Origin of the sequence: Pandoraea sp. 64-18, from assembly GCF_001899225.1 — a bacterium.
GTDB lineage: Bacteria > Pseudomonadota > Gammaproteobacteria > Burkholderiales > Burkholderiaceae > Pandoraea > Pandoraea cepalis.
The window spans coordinates 294,035-308,979 of record NZ_MKVU01000012.1; the positions used below are offsets into that span (position 1 = coordinate 294,035).

13 protein-coding genes and 1 tRNA gene are annotated in these 14,945 nt (G+C 64.9%); 1 reads left to right on the top strand and 13 read right to left on the bottom strand.

Annotation, left to right across the window (positions count from 1 at the left end; genetic code table 11):
• Positions 1-197 precede the first annotated feature (197 nt).
• The 7 genes from BGP02_RS09835 to BGP02_RS09865 form a co-directional block, all read right to left on the bottom strand.
• On the bottom strand, positions 198-1,370 hold the full coding sequence (locus BGP02_RS09835; protein ID WP_017235719.1) for an alpha/beta fold hydrolase: 1,173 nt from the start codon (positions 1,368-1,370) through the stop codon (positions 198-200).
• Between the two features lie 157 nt (positions 1,371-1,527).
• Positions 1,528-2,922, bottom strand: a complete 1,395-nt coding sequence (locus BGP02_RS09840; protein ID WP_286798415.1) for an HdeD family acid-resistance protein — start codon at positions 2,920-2,922, stop codon at positions 1,528-1,530.
• Positions 2,923-3,138: 216 nt separating this feature from the next.
• On the bottom strand, positions 3,139-4,473 hold the full coding sequence (gene argG / locus BGP02_RS09845; RefSeq protein ID WP_017235717.1) for an argininosuccinate synthase: 1,335 nt from the start codon (positions 4,471-4,473) through the stop codon (positions 3,139-3,141).
• A gap of 112 nt (positions 4,474-4,585) precedes the next feature.
• A complete protein-coding gene (locus BGP02_RS09850) occupies positions 4,586-5,482 on the bottom strand; it encodes a LysR family transcriptional regulator (RefSeq protein ID WP_017235716.1) in 897 nt (298 codons plus the stop codon).
• Positions 5,483-5,587: 105 nt separating this feature from the next.
• Positions 5,588-6,436, bottom strand: a complete 849-nt coding sequence (locus tag BGP02_RS09855; RefSeq protein WP_261939357.1) for a DMT family transporter — start codon at positions 6,434-6,436, stop codon at positions 5,588-5,590.
• A gap of 539 nt (positions 6,437-6,975) precedes the next feature.
• Positions 6,976-7,950 carry a pyridoxamine 5'-phosphate oxidase family protein gene (locus tag BGP02_RS09860; protein WP_261939356.1) on the bottom strand — a complete coding sequence of 325 codons (975 nt, stop codon included), beginning with the start codon at positions 7,948-7,950 and terminating at the stop codon, positions 6,976-6,978.
• A gap of 16 nt (positions 7,951-7,966) precedes the next feature.
• Positions 7,967-8,656 (bottom strand): glutathione S-transferase family protein, encoded by a 690-nt coding sequence (locus BGP02_RS09865; protein ID WP_017235713.1) that lies wholly within the window; start codon positions 8,654-8,656, stop codon positions 7,967-7,969.
• Positions 8,657-8,802: 146 nt separating this feature from the next.
• On the opposite strand from BGP02_RS09865, the gene BGP02_RS09870 reads away from it, so the two are divergent.
• Positions 8,803-9,696, top strand: coding sequence for a LysR family transcriptional regulator (locus BGP02_RS09870; RefSeq protein ID WP_017235712.1), 894 nt, complete (start codon positions 8,803-8,805; stop codon positions 9,694-9,696).
• An 87-nt stretch (positions 9,697-9,783) separates the two neighbouring features.
• Here the strand turns inward: BGP02_RS09870 and BGP02_RS09875 are convergent, their stop codons facing one another.
• From BGP02_RS09875 to BGP02_RS09900, 6 genes are all read right to left on the bottom strand, one after another.
• A complete protein-coding gene (locus BGP02_RS09875; protein WP_017235711.1) occupies positions 9,784-10,086 on the bottom strand; it encodes a hypothetical protein in 303 nt (100 codons plus the stop codon).
• 306 nt (positions 10,087-10,392) lie between these two features.
• A tRNA-Val gene (locus BGP02_RS09880) sits at positions 10,393-10,469 on the bottom strand.
• A gap of 81 nt (positions 10,470-10,550) precedes the next feature.
• Entirely contained in the window at positions 10,551-11,339 is a 789-nt protein-coding gene (locus tag BGP02_RS09885; RefSeq protein WP_051060351.1) for an NYN domain-containing protein, read from the bottom strand.
• 72 nt (positions 11,340-11,411) lie between these two features.
• Positions 11,412-12,821, bottom strand: coding sequence for an MFS transporter (locus BGP02_RS09890; RefSeq protein ID WP_017235709.1), 1,410 nt, complete (start codon positions 12,819-12,821; stop codon positions 11,412-11,414).
• A gap of 98 nt (positions 12,822-12,919) precedes the next feature.
• A complete protein-coding gene (locus tag BGP02_RS09895; RefSeq protein WP_150562167.1) occupies positions 12,920-13,114 on the bottom strand; it encodes a DUF2783 domain-containing protein in 195 nt (64 codons plus the stop codon).
• A gap of 29 nt (positions 13,115-13,143) precedes the next feature.
• Positions 13,144-14,832 carry an FAD-dependent monooxygenase gene (locus BGP02_RS09900; protein WP_286798416.1) on the bottom strand — a complete coding sequence of 563 codons (1,689 nt, stop codon included), beginning with the start codon at positions 14,830-14,832 and terminating at the stop codon, positions 13,144-13,146.
• Positions 14,833-14,945 lie beyond the last annotated feature (113 nt).

The window sequence follows — 14,945 nt, forward strand, 5'->3', positions numbered from 1 at the left end:
CCATATCAGGAGGAGACATGGAGGAGACGAATTCAGTATAGGACGCTGTGTTGCGACGCACCATATGTAATTTTACGTAGTTACCCGCATGTTGCACATATGCAACACAAAATAACAACAATAAAATCAGCTACTTATCGCTGCCATCCATCAATCTCTCTGCTTTTTCGACCCAAAATTTCGAGGCATCCTTCTAATTATTGTGCGTGCGCACGCTTTCTCGTCGACATGAGGTCGAGGACGAATGGCACCGAATCGCGGAGCGACGGATTGACGGTCGCATCGTGATCGAGCCCTTCGTACGTACGCACCAGGGTGGTGGTTCCCGCTTGGGCCACATCGCGCGCAAACGCTTGTTGCATGATGACCGGCACGTCGATGTCGTTCATGCCCATGCCGATGAACACGGGATGCTTGATATGCAGCGTCGGGTAGCGCAGTGACGGCGTCTGGTTGTCGAGCAGCTTCTGGATATCCGGCTGCATGCTGTTGCCCGCATTCAGGCCGGCGGCCGTGGAGTGATCGGTCAGTTCGTCGATGCAAAGCGTGCGGGCTTCGTTCAGTACAGGCAACGCCTGCGGTGAGAAGTAGCGCGACGCCTGCATCGTCGGATCGCGGTCGGCTGCCGACAGGAACAGGTACATCGCGTACGGAATCTTCGGATCCGGCGCGCCCGGATCGGGTTGGCTCGCGAACAGCATGGCGGCCGACGTCTGCGCGTTGAAATACGGCGTGCCCGTGAGCACGGTTGCGATCACTTTGACGTCAGGCGCGTATTGCGGCTGATAACCGGCGGCCGAGAACGCCGCGTGCGCGCCCTGCGATTGCCCGACGAGGACGACGCGGTTCTGCAACGGGAAGACGCTGCGTGCAGCCAGCAGGCTGTCGAGCACGCTGTAGGCTTGCGCACGCGAATTCAGATAGTGGTGCAGCCCGGGCGAGCCCAGACCCGCGTAATCGGGGGCCACGATCGCGAAGCCGAGCGAGAGCCATGTGCCCAGATATTGCATGTCGCGCTGGCTGCGCACATTGAGCGACGGCGCGCACGCGCTGGCGACGCCCACCGTACCGTGCGCCCACACAACGACCGGCCAGCCACCGGGCGGTGTCGGTCCTTTGGGAAGGAAGACGGCACCCGTGTCTTCTCGCGCTTCAGTGCCACCCACGCCATCGATGGAGCTGTAACGAATGCGGAATTGCTCGCCGGCTTCGGGCAAGCCGTGGTCGGCATCGAGCGGCTGCCGGTCGACGATAGCCCCGTGTGGAAGTGTGGCGGGCGCGGTTTCGGGCGTGATCGCGTGGGCCGCGCGGCCGATGACCAGACTGGCAAACAGGGCGGCGCTGATAAAGCGCCACAGGCGATGGAACATACTGAACTGTCCTCGTATTGAGTTGTGCTTCTGAAGCATGCGTGAGTGAAGCTCACGCGTCGCCCGCGGACCTGCTGCCATTGCCTTGCGTCGTATCCATGACGTTACGCCGTCGCCATTCAGATGTCTCGGGCGTTTCGGTGTTCCGTCGGCCGTGCTAGGGCCGATTTTCCTGCGATTGTGCGACGCTCGCCTGATCGGCGGCGTCCTGCCACGCGCGACGCGCCCGGCGCATGCGACGCAGCGCGAGCGACGACATCGTGATCCAGCCGAACGGACGCGGGTCGACAAGCATGCTCACGGCACGCGCGTAATCGAGCACCAGGCCCGGCGTCCACGCCATCGTCTCGGCCCGCTTGCGCAGTTGCGCGGCGACCCACAACTCGGGCGTGAGCCACAGACGTACGAACGTCCACCAGCCGGCATCCGCCCCGCCGGGCAGTTGACCCACGCGGCCTTCGATTGCGGCCTCGAGCGCCTTGGCCACACTGCTCGAGCAGTTGCGGTGCGTGAGGTTATAGGTGGCGTCCTGACGGTAAGCCTGCCAGAACGTGCCTAGCTGACGCGGGCTGTAATTGCGAATACGCACCTTGACGGTGGACGCGCACCAGGCCTTCGATTCCGTTGCATAGTCCGGCTGGAACACGCCGGGGACGTCATTCTCGCGCGTGGCGCGCAGCAGTTGCCCGAATTGATCCGGAGAACGGTCGATTTCCTTGGCGGGATACAGACTCACATACACGCCTTCGTGACTCTCCAGCGCGGCGTGACCCGTCGAGATCACACCATTCCCGTCGACGGCGGCGATATAACGATCGATGACCGGGTGACGGCGCGCCGGGGCCTTGGACGAGCCCGATGGCGTCCAGACGTGCACCGTCAACGCGGGTTCGCCGTCGGCGGGTGGGCCCTCCCAGCGCGGTGCGCGGGGACGATTCCTCCACAAGCCGCGTTTGTCGCTGGGGCTGCCGAGAACCTGCTCGACGCGGAAGTCGCGGCGCAGGCGCCGCGCGCGCATGGCGAGGACCAGTAAGTTCCACCCGGTGAACGCGAGCCCCAGCCCGATGGCGTAGGGCAAGGTGCCCTTGTAGTGCGTCGGATACGGCTGATAGAAGAAGATCGCCACGGCAATCTCGACCAATCCGCCCGCCGTGGCCCACATCCAGCGCGGATACCGCACGACATAGGCCGCCACGCATTGCAGCAGCCCATCGGCGAGGAATAGCGTACCGAACAACATCGACAGCCAGAAGTTACCGTGCTGTTGATGAAAGAAGAGCACCAGCAACGCGGCGAGGGTAAAGGTGCCGCCCTTGAGTCCGCGCACGATGCGCTGGCCGCCAACGCCGATGCTGACGATGGCCAGCGTCGCCAGGCCTTCGAGCAGCAACAGCCAGGCGAACACGTTGAGCGGGAAGTGCACCACCCCGTCGAGGGCATCGACGATCAGCGCCAGCCCGAAAGCGAAGAAAATTGCCCCGATCCAAATCAGGGCGAGGGCGCGGCGGCGCAAGTAATCGACGCCGAGCAACAGCAATATCAAGCGTACCAACGCAGGGTCTCCATCGCATGCGCCTGTCCGCGAAACGTGACACGGCGCGCAGCCCGAATGCGTAACGATTGGGGATGTGGCTGATTTTGACGCTATCTTAGCGTGTGAACCGTGACAGACCAAAAACAAAGGCGGCGCGCTCCTTTCAGGGCGCGCCGCCTGTTGTGGCGGGCGATACTCGCAGCGCCCCGAGAGGCACGGCGAGTGTTGGCCGACTCAGTCCTTCTTGCTTTCGAGCTGCGGCAGGGCGTCGCCGCTCGATGCGGTGAGCAGACCGGCCTTGGCATAGGTCATGAGCTTCTCGCGCGTGTCGACGATGTCGAGCGTGCGCATCGTGAGCTGGCCGATACGGTCGAGCGGCGTGAACACCGAGTCCCCCTTTTCCATCGTCAGACGCTCGGGCTTGTACGTCAGGTTCGGCGACGTCGTGTTGAGCAGCGAGTAATCGTTGCCGCGACGCAGCTCGACGGTCACTTCGCCGGTCACGGCACGTGCCACCCAGCGCTGTGCCGACTCGCGCAGCATGATGGCTTGCGGGTCGAACCAGCGGCCCTGATACAGCAGACGGCCGAGGCGGCGGCCATTCTCGCGATATTGCTCGATGGTGTCTTCGTTGTGGATGCCGGTGACCAGACGCTCGTACGCGATGAACAGCAGCGCGAGGCCCGGGGCTTCATAGATGCCACGGCTCTTGGCTTCGATGATGCGGTTCTCGATCTGATCGCTCATGCCCAGGCCGTGACGGCCGCCGATGCGATTGGCTTCCTCGAACAACTCGACGGCGCTCGCGAACGTCTTGCCATTGAGCGCCACCGGCTGGCCTTCTTCGAAGCGCACGGTGACTTCTTCGGCCTTGATCGCGCAGTCGTCGCGCCAGAACGGCACGCCCATGATCGGCTGCACGATCTTGATGCCCGAATTCAGGTGCTCGAGGTCCTTGGCTTCGTGCGTCGCCCCCAGCATGTTCGAGTCCGTCGAATAGGCCTTCTCGACCGACATCTTGTAATCGAAGCCGTTGGCGATCAGGAATTCCGACATTTCCTTGCGGCCGCCCAGTTCGTCGATGAACGTCTGGTCGAGCCACGGCTTGTAGATTTGCAGGCCCGGGTTGGTCAAGAGACCGTAGCGGTAGAAGCGCTCGATGTCATTGCCCTTGTACGTGCTGCCATCGCCCCAGATATTGACGTCATCTTCCTTCATTGCCGCGACGAGCATCGTGCCCGTGACGGCGCGGCCGATCGGCGTGGTGTTGAAGTACGTGACGCCGGCGGTCGAGATGTGGAACGCGCCCGATTGCAGAGCGGCGATGCCCTCGGCCACGAGTTGCGCACGGCAGTCGATCAGACGGGCGTTCTCGGCGCCGTAACCCATGGCGCGGCGCGGGATTTCGTCATAGTCGGGTTCGTCCGGCTGACCCAGATTGGCCGTGTAAGCGTACGGAATCGCGCCCTTTTGGCGCATCCAAAGCAGCGCAGCGCTGGTGTCGAGACCGCCCGAAAAGGCGATGCCGACCCGTTGTCCCGTGGGAATGTGTTGCAGAATCGTGGTCATCGGCGTGGAAAAGCTGGGTTTTTAACCTGTCAAGTATCCCCGTCCGGGCTATGGATGGTCAAGTCTGACGGCCGATTCCCGTGCGTCGGGACGCCAAACATTGCGCAAAAGGTCACCATTGAGTACCGGCCACGCTACATGCGGACGACAGGAAATCGGAAAACGCGCGAATCACGAGCGATGCCTGTCGATGCTGCGGATAGACCACGTGGATCGCCGACGGGGCGGGCGCGAACGCGTCGAGGACCGTGACCAGCCGCCCACTCAGCAAGGCGGGCGCCACGATGAACACCGGCAGCCACGTGATGCCGAGCCCGGCCACGGCGGCGTCACGTGCCAGTTCGCCATTGTTCACGCGCAGGCGACCGGTCACCGGAATTTCGACCGGATGACCGTCTCGCGTGTACGTCCAGCTCACGCGCTGGCTATGCCCATAGGGCAGCAGGGCGTGCTCGCGCAGCGCTTCCGGCGTTTGCGGCGCATCGTGCGCCTCCAGATACCGCGGGCTGGCGCAGGTCACCATGCGCATGGGCGCGACCGCCCGGCCGATCAGCGACGAATCGGCCAGTGCACCGATGCGCACCGCCACGTCGTAGCCTTCGCCGATGATGTCGACGGTGCGGTCGTTGAGTTCCAGCTCGATGGTGACGTCCGGATAGGTCGTGAGAAACGACGGAATGACCGACCCGAGAAACATCGTGCCGAATGACATGGGGGCGGAGACCCGCAGATTGCCACGCGGGCGCTCCCCTTGACTGCTCACGGCGAGGTTGGCCGCCTCCACGTCGTCGAGAATGCGCCGCGCGCGCTCGTAATAGACGCGGCCGAGGTCCGTGACCGCGAGTCGCCGCGTCGTCCGCAACAACAAACGCACGCCAAGCGCCTGCTCCAGCGACGAGATACGGCGGCTCACGAACTGTTTCGATAGGCTGAGCTTCGCCGCCGCGCCCGTGAAGCTCATGGCATCGACCGCAGTGACGAAGATCCGCATGTCGTCGAGTAAATCCATCCGCAAGCTCCCAGTCATAAGAAGATCCAGGTGACAACGAGGGGATTCGCCCCAGCATTGTCACCCGGTAGCCGACAATCTTAGCCGAGATGACGCGCGACTGACCTATCGAAGCGCCAATCGCAGTCCCAGCAGGATCGCGGCCGTGCCTGCGACGGCGAGCGCCGTGGGACGATGGCCGAAGATGCCCCAGTCGAGCAGCGCCGTCACTACGGGCACCAGATAGAACAGGCTGGTGACGGTGACGAGATTGCCCGTCGCGATCATGCGGTAGAGCAGCAGCGTCGCGCCGACCGAAATCACGAGCGCCATATAGAGCAGCGGCAGCCAGAAACCGAGCGACGCGTCGACGTGCCACGGTTGCGTGGGCACGACGAGCAACGCCAGCGCGAACCCGACCGCGTATTGCAGCGGCAGTACGTCGAGCGGCGTTTGTCGCGAGCCTTTCTGCGCGAGGGTACCCAGCGTCATGCACGCCAGCGCGGCCAGCGCCCACAGCGAGCCCGCCGCCGACAACCGCGCCGACATCAGGCTTTGCGCGACGACCAGTGCGAGACCGGCGAGAGCGAGCGCAAGTCCGGTGAGACGTCGCGCGCTATGCGCCCGCTCCAGCGCCACCAGCGTGAGAATCGGCTGCACGCCCAGCACCGTGGCGAGTGCGCCGGGCGTGACGCCGTGCGAGAGCGCCAGCAGGTACGCCGCCTGATAGCCGCCAATGAGCAGCACACCGGTGCCCGCCACCTGCCACCGGGTGTTCGCGGCCGGCCACCATTGACGGCGCGTCAGTGCGATGAGTGTGAGCGCAGCCAGCGCCACCCCCAGTCGAATGACGAGAAACGCAAACGCCGACGCATGCGCCAGCCCCCATTTGGCAGCCAGTGCGCCGCCGCTCCAAAGCAGGACAAACAAGAGCGTCGCGCCGTGCCGGCGCCACGCGAGACCTTCTGATTGCATCGATCTTCCCCTGAACAGGATGTCCAGCCTGCCGGGCGCGACGTCAATGAAAACGGCTCAAGAACGCCGCTCCCCGTGACGCGACGCCGTCGCCGACACGGCATGACACAACGTCACGGCGTTCGACGCACGATGCGCTGACAGGCGGATCGAAACTGAAATTCGAATGAAAAGGTGTTGTGCCGGGCGACGAACGCCCGGCGCGCCAACCGTGGCGTCAGGCCACGATGCCGGTATCGGCGACTGCGGCAGCGACCACCCCAGCGGGCGGTGCCACGCCGGCCGGCGGGGGAGGCGCGACTGCTGCAAAACGTCCGCGCAGACGTGCACCCACCGCGCGTTGCGGCGGTGCTACGGCAAGTCGAAGGGACGTGTGAACAGTCATGGATCGATGAGGAGAAGAGAGGCGCCCGTCACTCGACGGGCGTGGGCACACTTTACACGCAGCGAACCCTTGCGGCAAGCGCGAGGCGAACCCGAGGTGAGCCTGAAGTGAGCCCGAGGTGAGCCCGAGGCGAATGGGGTGTGAGCGCGCAGTATCAAGCGGTTGGCCATGCGCCCGTGCGTTCGACGCTCGGTGACGTCTCGCCATCGCGCCACGCGGCCGGCAGCGCGCCATGCACGCGCCGAACCTCGCGCACCCGCATGCGCACAAGCCGCTGTGCGCCGGCGAAGCCGCTCGTCGTTTCGTCCTGCCAAAGAATTTCCGCGTCGCCTGCCACGTGCAGAAAGTCGCCCGACGCAAAGTCGACGAACACCAGTCCCGCCCTCGGATTGGCGTGCAGATTGCCCAGCGTGTTGTAGTAGGCGTTGCCACGGAAGTCGGGCCACGTCAGCGTGTTGGCATCGTCGACACGCACGAAGCCCGGCTTGCCGCCGCGATGCGAGACGTCCGTACCGGCGCTGCGCTCGGTCGCGCCGTCGCCCGCGTAATGCGTGGCGATGAAGAACGTGTCGGCGCTCGCGATCTGCCATTGCGCATCGTCGTCGAGCGATGTCCGCGGCGGCTCGGCCAGTGCCCGTCCCGCGTGCGCTTGCGGCGTGATGTCGCGTTTGTGGATGTACTGCGGGCAGTTGCCGAAGCTCTGCGCAACGCGAATCGCAAAGCCCTGCGCATCTGCGTCGACGACCTGTCCGTTCACACGATTCCGGCGGCGTGTCGACGGCTCGAGCCCCAACACGCCCACCGGCGCGCCTGGCGTCACGGCGCCGTACAAAGGATCGGTGGCGGGCGGCAAGGCATTCACCCGCAGCAACGTCGGCTCCGGCGCCTGGGCGAAGCCGGGCGTGCCGCTTAACAGCGTTGCCCAGGGTTGCCCCCGCGCGTCGAGCGCACCCACGACCAGAAACGGCAACTGGGCGAAGAACTGACGATGCTGATCGGGCATCGCGCTGCGGATCACCCGCGCCCCGATATCCGCTATCGCTTCACGCGAACCGGCCAGTGTCTGCACGGCGAGTTCGCCTGTATGGAACGGTGACGTGGGGACCGAAGGGGATTCGGACGTATTCATGATGTCCTCCCGAGGCTCAGGCGGCGTTCAGGCCGCAAGCGCTCGACACCATCGGCACGAAGCGCGGCAACGCGGCGACACGGGCCAACCACGCAAGCACGGCCGGATACGGTTCGAGCGGGACGTTGCCCTCGGGCGCATGCGCGAGATACGTATAGCACGCCACGTCGGCAATCGTTGGCGTGTCGCCGGCGAGAAACGGCGTCGCCTGCGGTGCCGACAGATGGGCTTGCATGCGCGACAGGAGGAGTGTGGCGCGCTCGATCATCGCCGTGGCGTCGATGGGACGCTTGAACACGACAACCACGCGCGCGGCCGCCGGTCCGAAGGCCAGATCGCCGGCGGCCACCGACAGCCAGCGCTGCACCGCGGCGGCCGTCAGGGGGGCACGGGGCAACCAGGTCCCGTGCGCATCGTAGCGACTTGCGAGGTAGACGAGAATCGCATTCGAATCGGCGATCACCTGCCCGTCATCGTCGATCACGGGTACTTGCCCGAACGGGTTGAGCGCAAGAAACGCCGGTTGCTTTTGCTCCCCCGTCATCAGGTCGATGTCGATGGTCTCGTATGGCAGATCCAACAGGTGCAGCATCAGTTCGACACGATGGCAATGGCCTGACAGCGCATGCCGATACAGGCGAATCGGACGCGTTGGGCGCAAGGACGGCTCGGGTGAGGGGGCATGCGTTTCGGCGGGGTGGGCCATGAGATGTCTCCGGTGGTGAGCGAGGCCGCGTGAGTCCTGCGCTCAGGCGTGTCACGCGATGCACCGATTTTCCATCAAGCCGATTTCCGGATAAATGCCGCAGAGCTGATTTGACTGCTCCAATATTCGGAGTAATGATGTGCGGTATGGATAAACTTCGTGCCATGCAGACGTTCGTCGCCATCGTCGATCAGGGCAGCCTGAGTGCGGCGGCGCGCGCGCTCGACTCCTCCCTCCCGGCGGTCGTGCGCACGCTGGCGGCGCTCGAGACATCGCTCGATGTCCGGCTGCTCAATCGCACCACGCGCCGTATCGCGCTCACTGAAGAGGGGCGGACGTATCTCGACACGTGCCGTCAGATCCTGAGCGAACTCCAGGAGGCGGAAGCGCGACTGGCGGCGCGGCACGAGGCGCCGAGCGGCACACTCGTGGTCACGGCGCCGGTGCTGTTTGGACAGTTGCACGTCGCGCCCGCGCTATATCGCTTCCTGCGCGCGTATCCGGCCGTCAAATGCCGTCTGTTGCTCAACGATCGCGTGGTGAATCTCTGGGAGGAAGGCATCGACGTCGGGATTCGCATCTCGCCGCTGGACGACTCCACACTCGTTGCGCAAAGCCTCGGGGCCATTCGTCGCGTGGTGGTGGCGAGTCCGGCGTGTCTGGCCGAGCAGGGGGAAGTGAAGCACCCGCGCGACCTGGCGGGCAAAAATTGCATCCGCTCGCATGGTGGCGGCTTCGGACAGTGGCGGTTCTGGGAGGGCGGACGCGAATTCGTCGTACCGGTCGACGGCAATCTCGAGGTCAGCCATGGCCTCACGGCCATTGACGCGTGCCTGGGCGGAATGGGCTACGGCTGCTTCCTCTCGTATCAGGTCGCCGCGCCGATGGCCGACGGCCGTCTGGTACGCGTGCTCAAGGACTACGAAGGACCGGCACGGCCGGTCAATATCGTGTATCCCCACGCGCGACTGTTGCCATCGCGCACGCGCGTGTTCGTGGAATGGATGAAGCGGGAGTTGCGCGACGTGTCGATGCGATGAACAAAAGAACGCGGAAAGCGACAGTGCCGCTTCCCGCGTAAAAAGCCCACCGACGCCAATCGGCGGACCGCTTCGTTCGTTCTAGGATCAGTCGTCGTCGCCGTGACGCCAGCCCCAGCCGCGGTGGTGGCCGCGATCGTGACGGTCTTCCCAGCGGCGATCACGCCAGTCGTCCCAGCGGTCGCGACCGTAGTAGACAACCGGACGCGGGGCTTCGTACATGGGGCGCGGCTGCACATAGACAGGCTGCGGTGCCACATAGACCGGCGGCGCTTCAATCACAGGGGCGGGCAACCCCAGATAGACACCAACATCCACATGGGCCGACGCGGCGCTCGACGCGACAGCGGCGACAGCGCCGAGGGCAGCGACGATAAGAATGCGTTTCATAATGTCCTCCGGAGGCGCTCGCAGGTCGATGCATCATTTGATGACATGGTGCGACTGCGTGCGCGTGGGCAATGAAGCCAGTGAGTCGGATCGATTCGCGAAGGCGGTGCAAGCCGGGAAGCATTCCCATCCTGATGCCTTTCGTCGAACCGTTGAAGCCAGTGTATCGATGACCCCGCGCGGCAGGTGCTACCAGTTTGTCGGGGATGTGTCGTTTTGTAACGCGGGCGATGGTCTTCGCGCGGTCGCGGAAAAAACAAAAGGCGTTACGCGAAAAACGCGCAACGCCTTGTGCTTTTGATTCGTTGGTAGGCTCGATTGGACTCGAACCAACGACCCCCACCATGTCAAGGTGGTGCTCTAACCAGCTGAGCTACGAGCCTAGAAAGACCGCGAGTATAGGGGGAATTCCGGAACCTGACAAGTGTTTCGCGCGATATCGTCGAAAAAAGTTTCGAGCGCGCTCATTCGCCGCGTTTCGCCGTGCCGCGCCTGGGCTTGATCCGTACCCAGAGGCTCTTGTTCCCACCGCTGCCCGTGCGCTGCTCGACGTCGAACAGGCCGATGGTCGCCACGAGGTCGCTCAGCTTGCCGAAGCCATAATTGCGCGAGTCGAAGTCCGGCGCCTGTTTGGCGATATGGCTGCCGATGGGGCCAAGACTCGCCCAGCCGTCCTCGTCCGACACGCCGGTCACCGCGTTACGCAGCAGCCGCACGAGGCGCGTGTCGCGCTTCAGGTCCGACGCGCTGCGGCGCTTGCGCGGCGCCGGGGCTTCGTCGCCGTCCGGCTCGTCGTCCTGACGCAGCAATTCCGTGTAGATGAACTTGTCGCAGGCCGTGACGAACGGCTGCGGCGTCTTGCGCTCGCCGAAGCCGTACACGATCAGTCCCTGCTCACGAATGCGCGAGGCGAGCCGCGTGAAATCGCTGTCGCTGGAGACGAGGCAGAAGCCGTCGAAGCGTCCCGTGTAGAGCAGATCCATCGCGTCGATGATCATGGCGCTGTCGGTGGCGTTCTTGCCGACGGTGTAGCGGAACTGCTGAATCGGCTGGATCGAGTATTCGAGCAGGCACTTCTTCCAGCCGTCGAGATTGGGTTTGGTCCAGTCGCCGTAGATGCGCTTCACGCTCGCCACGCCGTACTTGGCCACTTCGGTGAGCAGTCCTTCGACGATGGCGGGCGCGGCGTTATCGGCGTCGATCAGAACGACGAGCGTGGGGCCTTGGGCGGCCACAGGGGGTGTCACTGGCATGACGGGGTTCCTTGAACGCGAAGACGTTTCGCATTATGGCCCGGAACGGTGTCCGTCATGCCGTGACCGGAATCAGCGGTTGCCGCGACGCTGCCCCAGCGGGGCGAACCACAGCACCGCAATGCCGACGAGCAAGCTCACGGCAGCGAACATCAGGCCCGAGGTGAACGAGTGCGTCCAGTCCTTGAGTGCGCCCACGACAATCGGACTGAGCGCCGAGCCGAGATTGCCGACGGCGTTGATGACCGCCAGTCCGAGCGCGCGCGTATGCGGGGCGAGACTGCGGTCGGGCACCGTCCAGAAGATCGCCATGGCGGTGTAGGCGCCGGTCGAGGCCATCGCTACCCCGGCGAGGCGCAGCGACGGCTCTGGCGCGAAGCACGTGACGACCCAGCCCGCCGCAGAGAAGAGCATGGGCAGCACCAGATGCCAGCGGCGTTCCTGCAACCGGTCGGAGCGGCGTCCCCACCAGATCATGCCGGCAATCGTGCAGACCGACGGAATCGCCGCGAGCAGGCCGATGGTCACGTTGCTGCTCGTCGTGCCGAAGCTCTTCACGATCTGCGGAATCCACAGCGACGCCAGCGAGAGCGTGTTGACGAGGCAGAAATACCCCAGCGCAAACTTCGCCACGCTCGGTGTGAGAATGGCGCGCCACATACTGTTGCCGGCGTGCGCCGCACCGCCCGTCTGTTGCGTGAGCGCGGCGGCACGGTCGCGGGCGATCATCGTGTCGAGCGCGCGCTTTTCGGCGACGCTCAACCAGCGCGCGTCGGCGGGTTTGTCGTCCAGATACCACCAGGTGACGACGCCGAGCAAGACCGTCGGCAGTCCTTCGAGCACGAAGAGCCACTGCCACCCGGCGAGTCCGCCTACGCCGTCGAGCCGCAGCAAATAGCCCGATGCGGCGGCGCCGAGTGCGGACGTCACCGGCATGGCGATCATGAACCAGGCATTGGCGCGTGCGCGCGCGGCCGAAGGGAACCAGTCGCCCATATAGAGCAGCATGCCCGGCAGGAAGCCTGCCTCGGTAATGCCGACGATGGCGCGAATCAGATAGAGGCTGGTGGCGTCGTGCGCGAACATCGTGGCGCTCGAAGCGAAGCCCCACGCGATCAGAATCGTGCCGATCCAGCGACGCGCGCCGACCTTCACGAGCATCAGATTGCTCGGCACACCGCACAGCACATACGTGAGGTAGAACACGGTCGAGGCCATGCCGAACATCGTGCTCGTGAGCTTCAGATCCTGGCTCATCGTGAGCGCGGCGAAGCCGACGTTGATGCGATCGAGAAACGAGAACAGGAACAGCACGAACAGGAAGCCGAGCAGGCGGCGCGAGACCTTGCGTACGACTTCGCGCTCCAGGGCCTCGTTCGGAAGACACTGCGACGCCGGCGTGCCATCGAGGGCGACAGCGGCGGGCGATGCGGGTGCAGCGATTCCGCCGGCGATACCGGCGGCAGACGTGATACGACTCATGATGGGTGTCTTCTCCAACGCTCCCCGCCTCGGATATTGTGTGGCGGTGTGATGAAAACGGGTCCGCCATCGAGGGCGGACGCCGAAGGGAACCGTGTTTAATCCTGCGCGCTGCGGGCGGCTTGCTGAATGCAGTCGATCACGCGCTGTGGATCGTCGATCTCGTGTGCCAACAGCAGAACGACTTTGGCGAGCAGCAGCTCGCGCTTGTCGTCCGGTGCGGCGTCGATGGCCAGCGCGAGGGTGTCGTAAATCTCCTCGAGTCCGGCGATGGCGGTTGGTTGGGCGGTCATGGCAGAGCTTCCTTGTGTGAGGTGACGGCTCAGGCGTGGGCCGTCGCCTGTGCGAGCGCGCTGGCAAGACGCGTGGCGTCGAGCTGCTGCCAGCGGGCGCAGACATGATGATCGGGACGCACGAGGTACGCCGTGCCGCTGGCGGCACCGTACTTCGTCGCGGCATGGCCCGTCGGATCGGGCAGCGTGAGGTCCGCGCCCGTCACGTCGTCTTCCGACGGCGCGAACGCGATCACCTTCACCGGCACACCGCGCTCGCGCCACGTCACCAGCGCATGACGCACGGCATCGTCGAGCGGAGCATCGCCAAACGTCACCAGATGGAACGCGGCGCCGAGGTGGTCGTACAGATAGTCGTTGTCGCCGAGCTTGACGTTCGGCGCCGGCGCACCGACGCCGGGTCCCGCCGTCATCCGCGCGTTGTCGTCGCTGGGGCTGTTGAGCGGCGAGTCGCGATAGTCGTGCGCGCGCGAGGTGCGCCAGTGGAACAGCGGCCGCACGAATTCGTGATCGAGCGAGAGATCGAGCACGGCGTCGCGCAACACACGGAAGCCATGTGAGGGCGGCGTCATGAAGCGTGTGCTCTTGCCGGCCTCCGCGATGATCTCGCGCGCCGCGCCCACGCGGTCGTTTGTGTACGACGCGAGCAACGACGCCGGTGCCGCACCCTTGGCAACTGCGGCAAGTTTCCACGACAGATCGATGGCGTCCTGGAAGCCAGTGTTGGCCCCACGCACGCCGAAGATCGGCAGCAGGTGAGCGGCGTCGCCCGCGAAGAGAATGCGTCCGTGCACGTAGTCGGGCAGCGTAAGCGCGCGCGCCGAATAGACCGAACACCAGTCGAGTTCCCACGGCGTGCCGCCGAGACCCATCATGTCGAGCTGCGCGTCGATGCGCTCGCGAATCGTCTCGGGTTGCAGCGCGTGCTCGGACGTCTCCGACGCCGGCAATTGATAATCCACGCGCCAGATGCCATCCGGCTCGCGATGCATGAGCACCGTGTTGCCGGGATTCCAGTCGGGGGCGAAGTACGCCAGGCGCTCGGTGGGCAGATCGAGATCGATGCGGATGTCGGCGATGACGAAGCGGCCTTCGTAGCTCGCCCCTTCGAAACGCAGGCCCAGCGCGGTGCGCACCGTCGAGCGCGCGCCGTCGGCGGCGACGAGCCAGCGCGTGCGTTGCGTGTACTCGCCCTCGGGCGTATCGATCTGCAGTGCCACGCCGTGGTCATCCTGCGTCAGCGCAACGAGCTTGTTGCCCCATCGCATCTCGATGAGCGGCTGGCGCTCGACGGCGTCCACCAGATAACTCTCGAGCACGTTCTGTTGCAAGTTGATCAGCGGCGCGAATCGGTCGTCTTCGTCCACCGGCGACTCCATGCGGAAGACGCGCTGGCCGCGATAGTAGGAATTCCCGCTGGTCCATGGCAGGCCCTTGGCGAGCACCGCGTCGGCCACGCCCACGGCTTGCAGAATCTCCTGCGAGCGACGCGTGAAGACGATGGCGCGGCTGCCTTCCGAGACTTGCTGTTCGGCCTGGAGCACGACACAGCGCACCCCATGGCGTGCCAGCGCGAGTGCGGTGACCATACCGATGGGGCCGCCGCCCACGACGGTGACAGGGACGTCCGGGGTTGTCCCGCCCTGCGGCGCAAAGTGCGGATGGACGCGGTACGCGTGATAAAGCGATGCGCGCGGGGTGGTCTCTGGTCGATGCATGATGCGACACCCAAAAGTTCGGCTCGGCACGTACGCAGCGAGTCTCGTGTCAGCGGGGAGACGGCGCAAGCGCAGCGCGCGAATGGCAAAAGCGCCAACGAGCATATAGTTGC

Bases quoted from the DNA above. Each gene is read 5' to 3' on its own strand.
- BGP02_RS09885 (WP_051060351.1), bottom strand. From the start codon at position 11,339: ATGCCAGTGACACCCCCTGTGGCCGCCCAAGGCCCCACGCTCGTCGTT.
- argG (WP_017235717.1), bottom strand. From the start codon at position 4,473: ATGACCACGATTCTGCAACACATTCCCACGGGACAACGGGTCGGCATC.
- BGP02_RS09850 (WP_017235716.1), bottom strand. From the start codon at position 5,482: ATGGATTTACTCGACGACATGCGGATCTTCGTCACTGCGGTCGATGCC.
- BGP02_RS09875 (WP_017235711.1), bottom strand. From the start codon at position 10,086: ATGAAACGCATTCTTATCGTCGCTGCCCTCGGCGCTGTCGCCGCTGTC.
- BGP02_RS09900 (WP_286798416.1), bottom strand. From the start codon at position 14,832: ATGCATCGACCAGAGACCACCCCGCGCGCATCGCTTTATCACGCGTAC.
- BGP02_RS09870 (WP_017235712.1), top strand. From the start codon at position 8,803: ATGGATAAACTTCGTGCCATGCAGACGTTCGTCGCCATCGTCGATCAG.
- BGP02_RS09890 (WP_017235709.1), bottom strand. From the start codon at position 12,821: ATGAGTCGTATCACGTCTGCCGCCGGTATCGCCGGCGGAATCGCTGCA.
- BGP02_RS09860 (WP_261939356.1), bottom strand. From the start codon at position 7,950: ATGAATACGTCCGAATCCCCTTCGGTCCCCACGTCACCGTTCCATACA.
- BGP02_RS09835 (WP_017235719.1), bottom strand. From the start codon at position 1,370: ATGTTCCATCGCCTGTGGCGCTTTATCAGCGCCGCCCTGTTTGCCAGT.
- BGP02_RS09895 (WP_150562167.1), bottom strand. From the start codon at position 13,114: ATGACCGCCCAACCAACCGCCATCGCCGGACTCGAGGAGATTTACGAC.
- BGP02_RS09855 (WP_261939357.1), bottom strand. From the start codon at position 6,436: ATGCAATCAGAAGGTCTCGCGTGGCGCCGGCACGGCGCGACGCTCTTG.
- BGP02_RS09865 (WP_017235713.1), bottom strand. From the start codon at position 8,656: ATGGCCCACCCCGCCGAAACGCATGCCCCCTCACCCGAGCCGTCCTTG.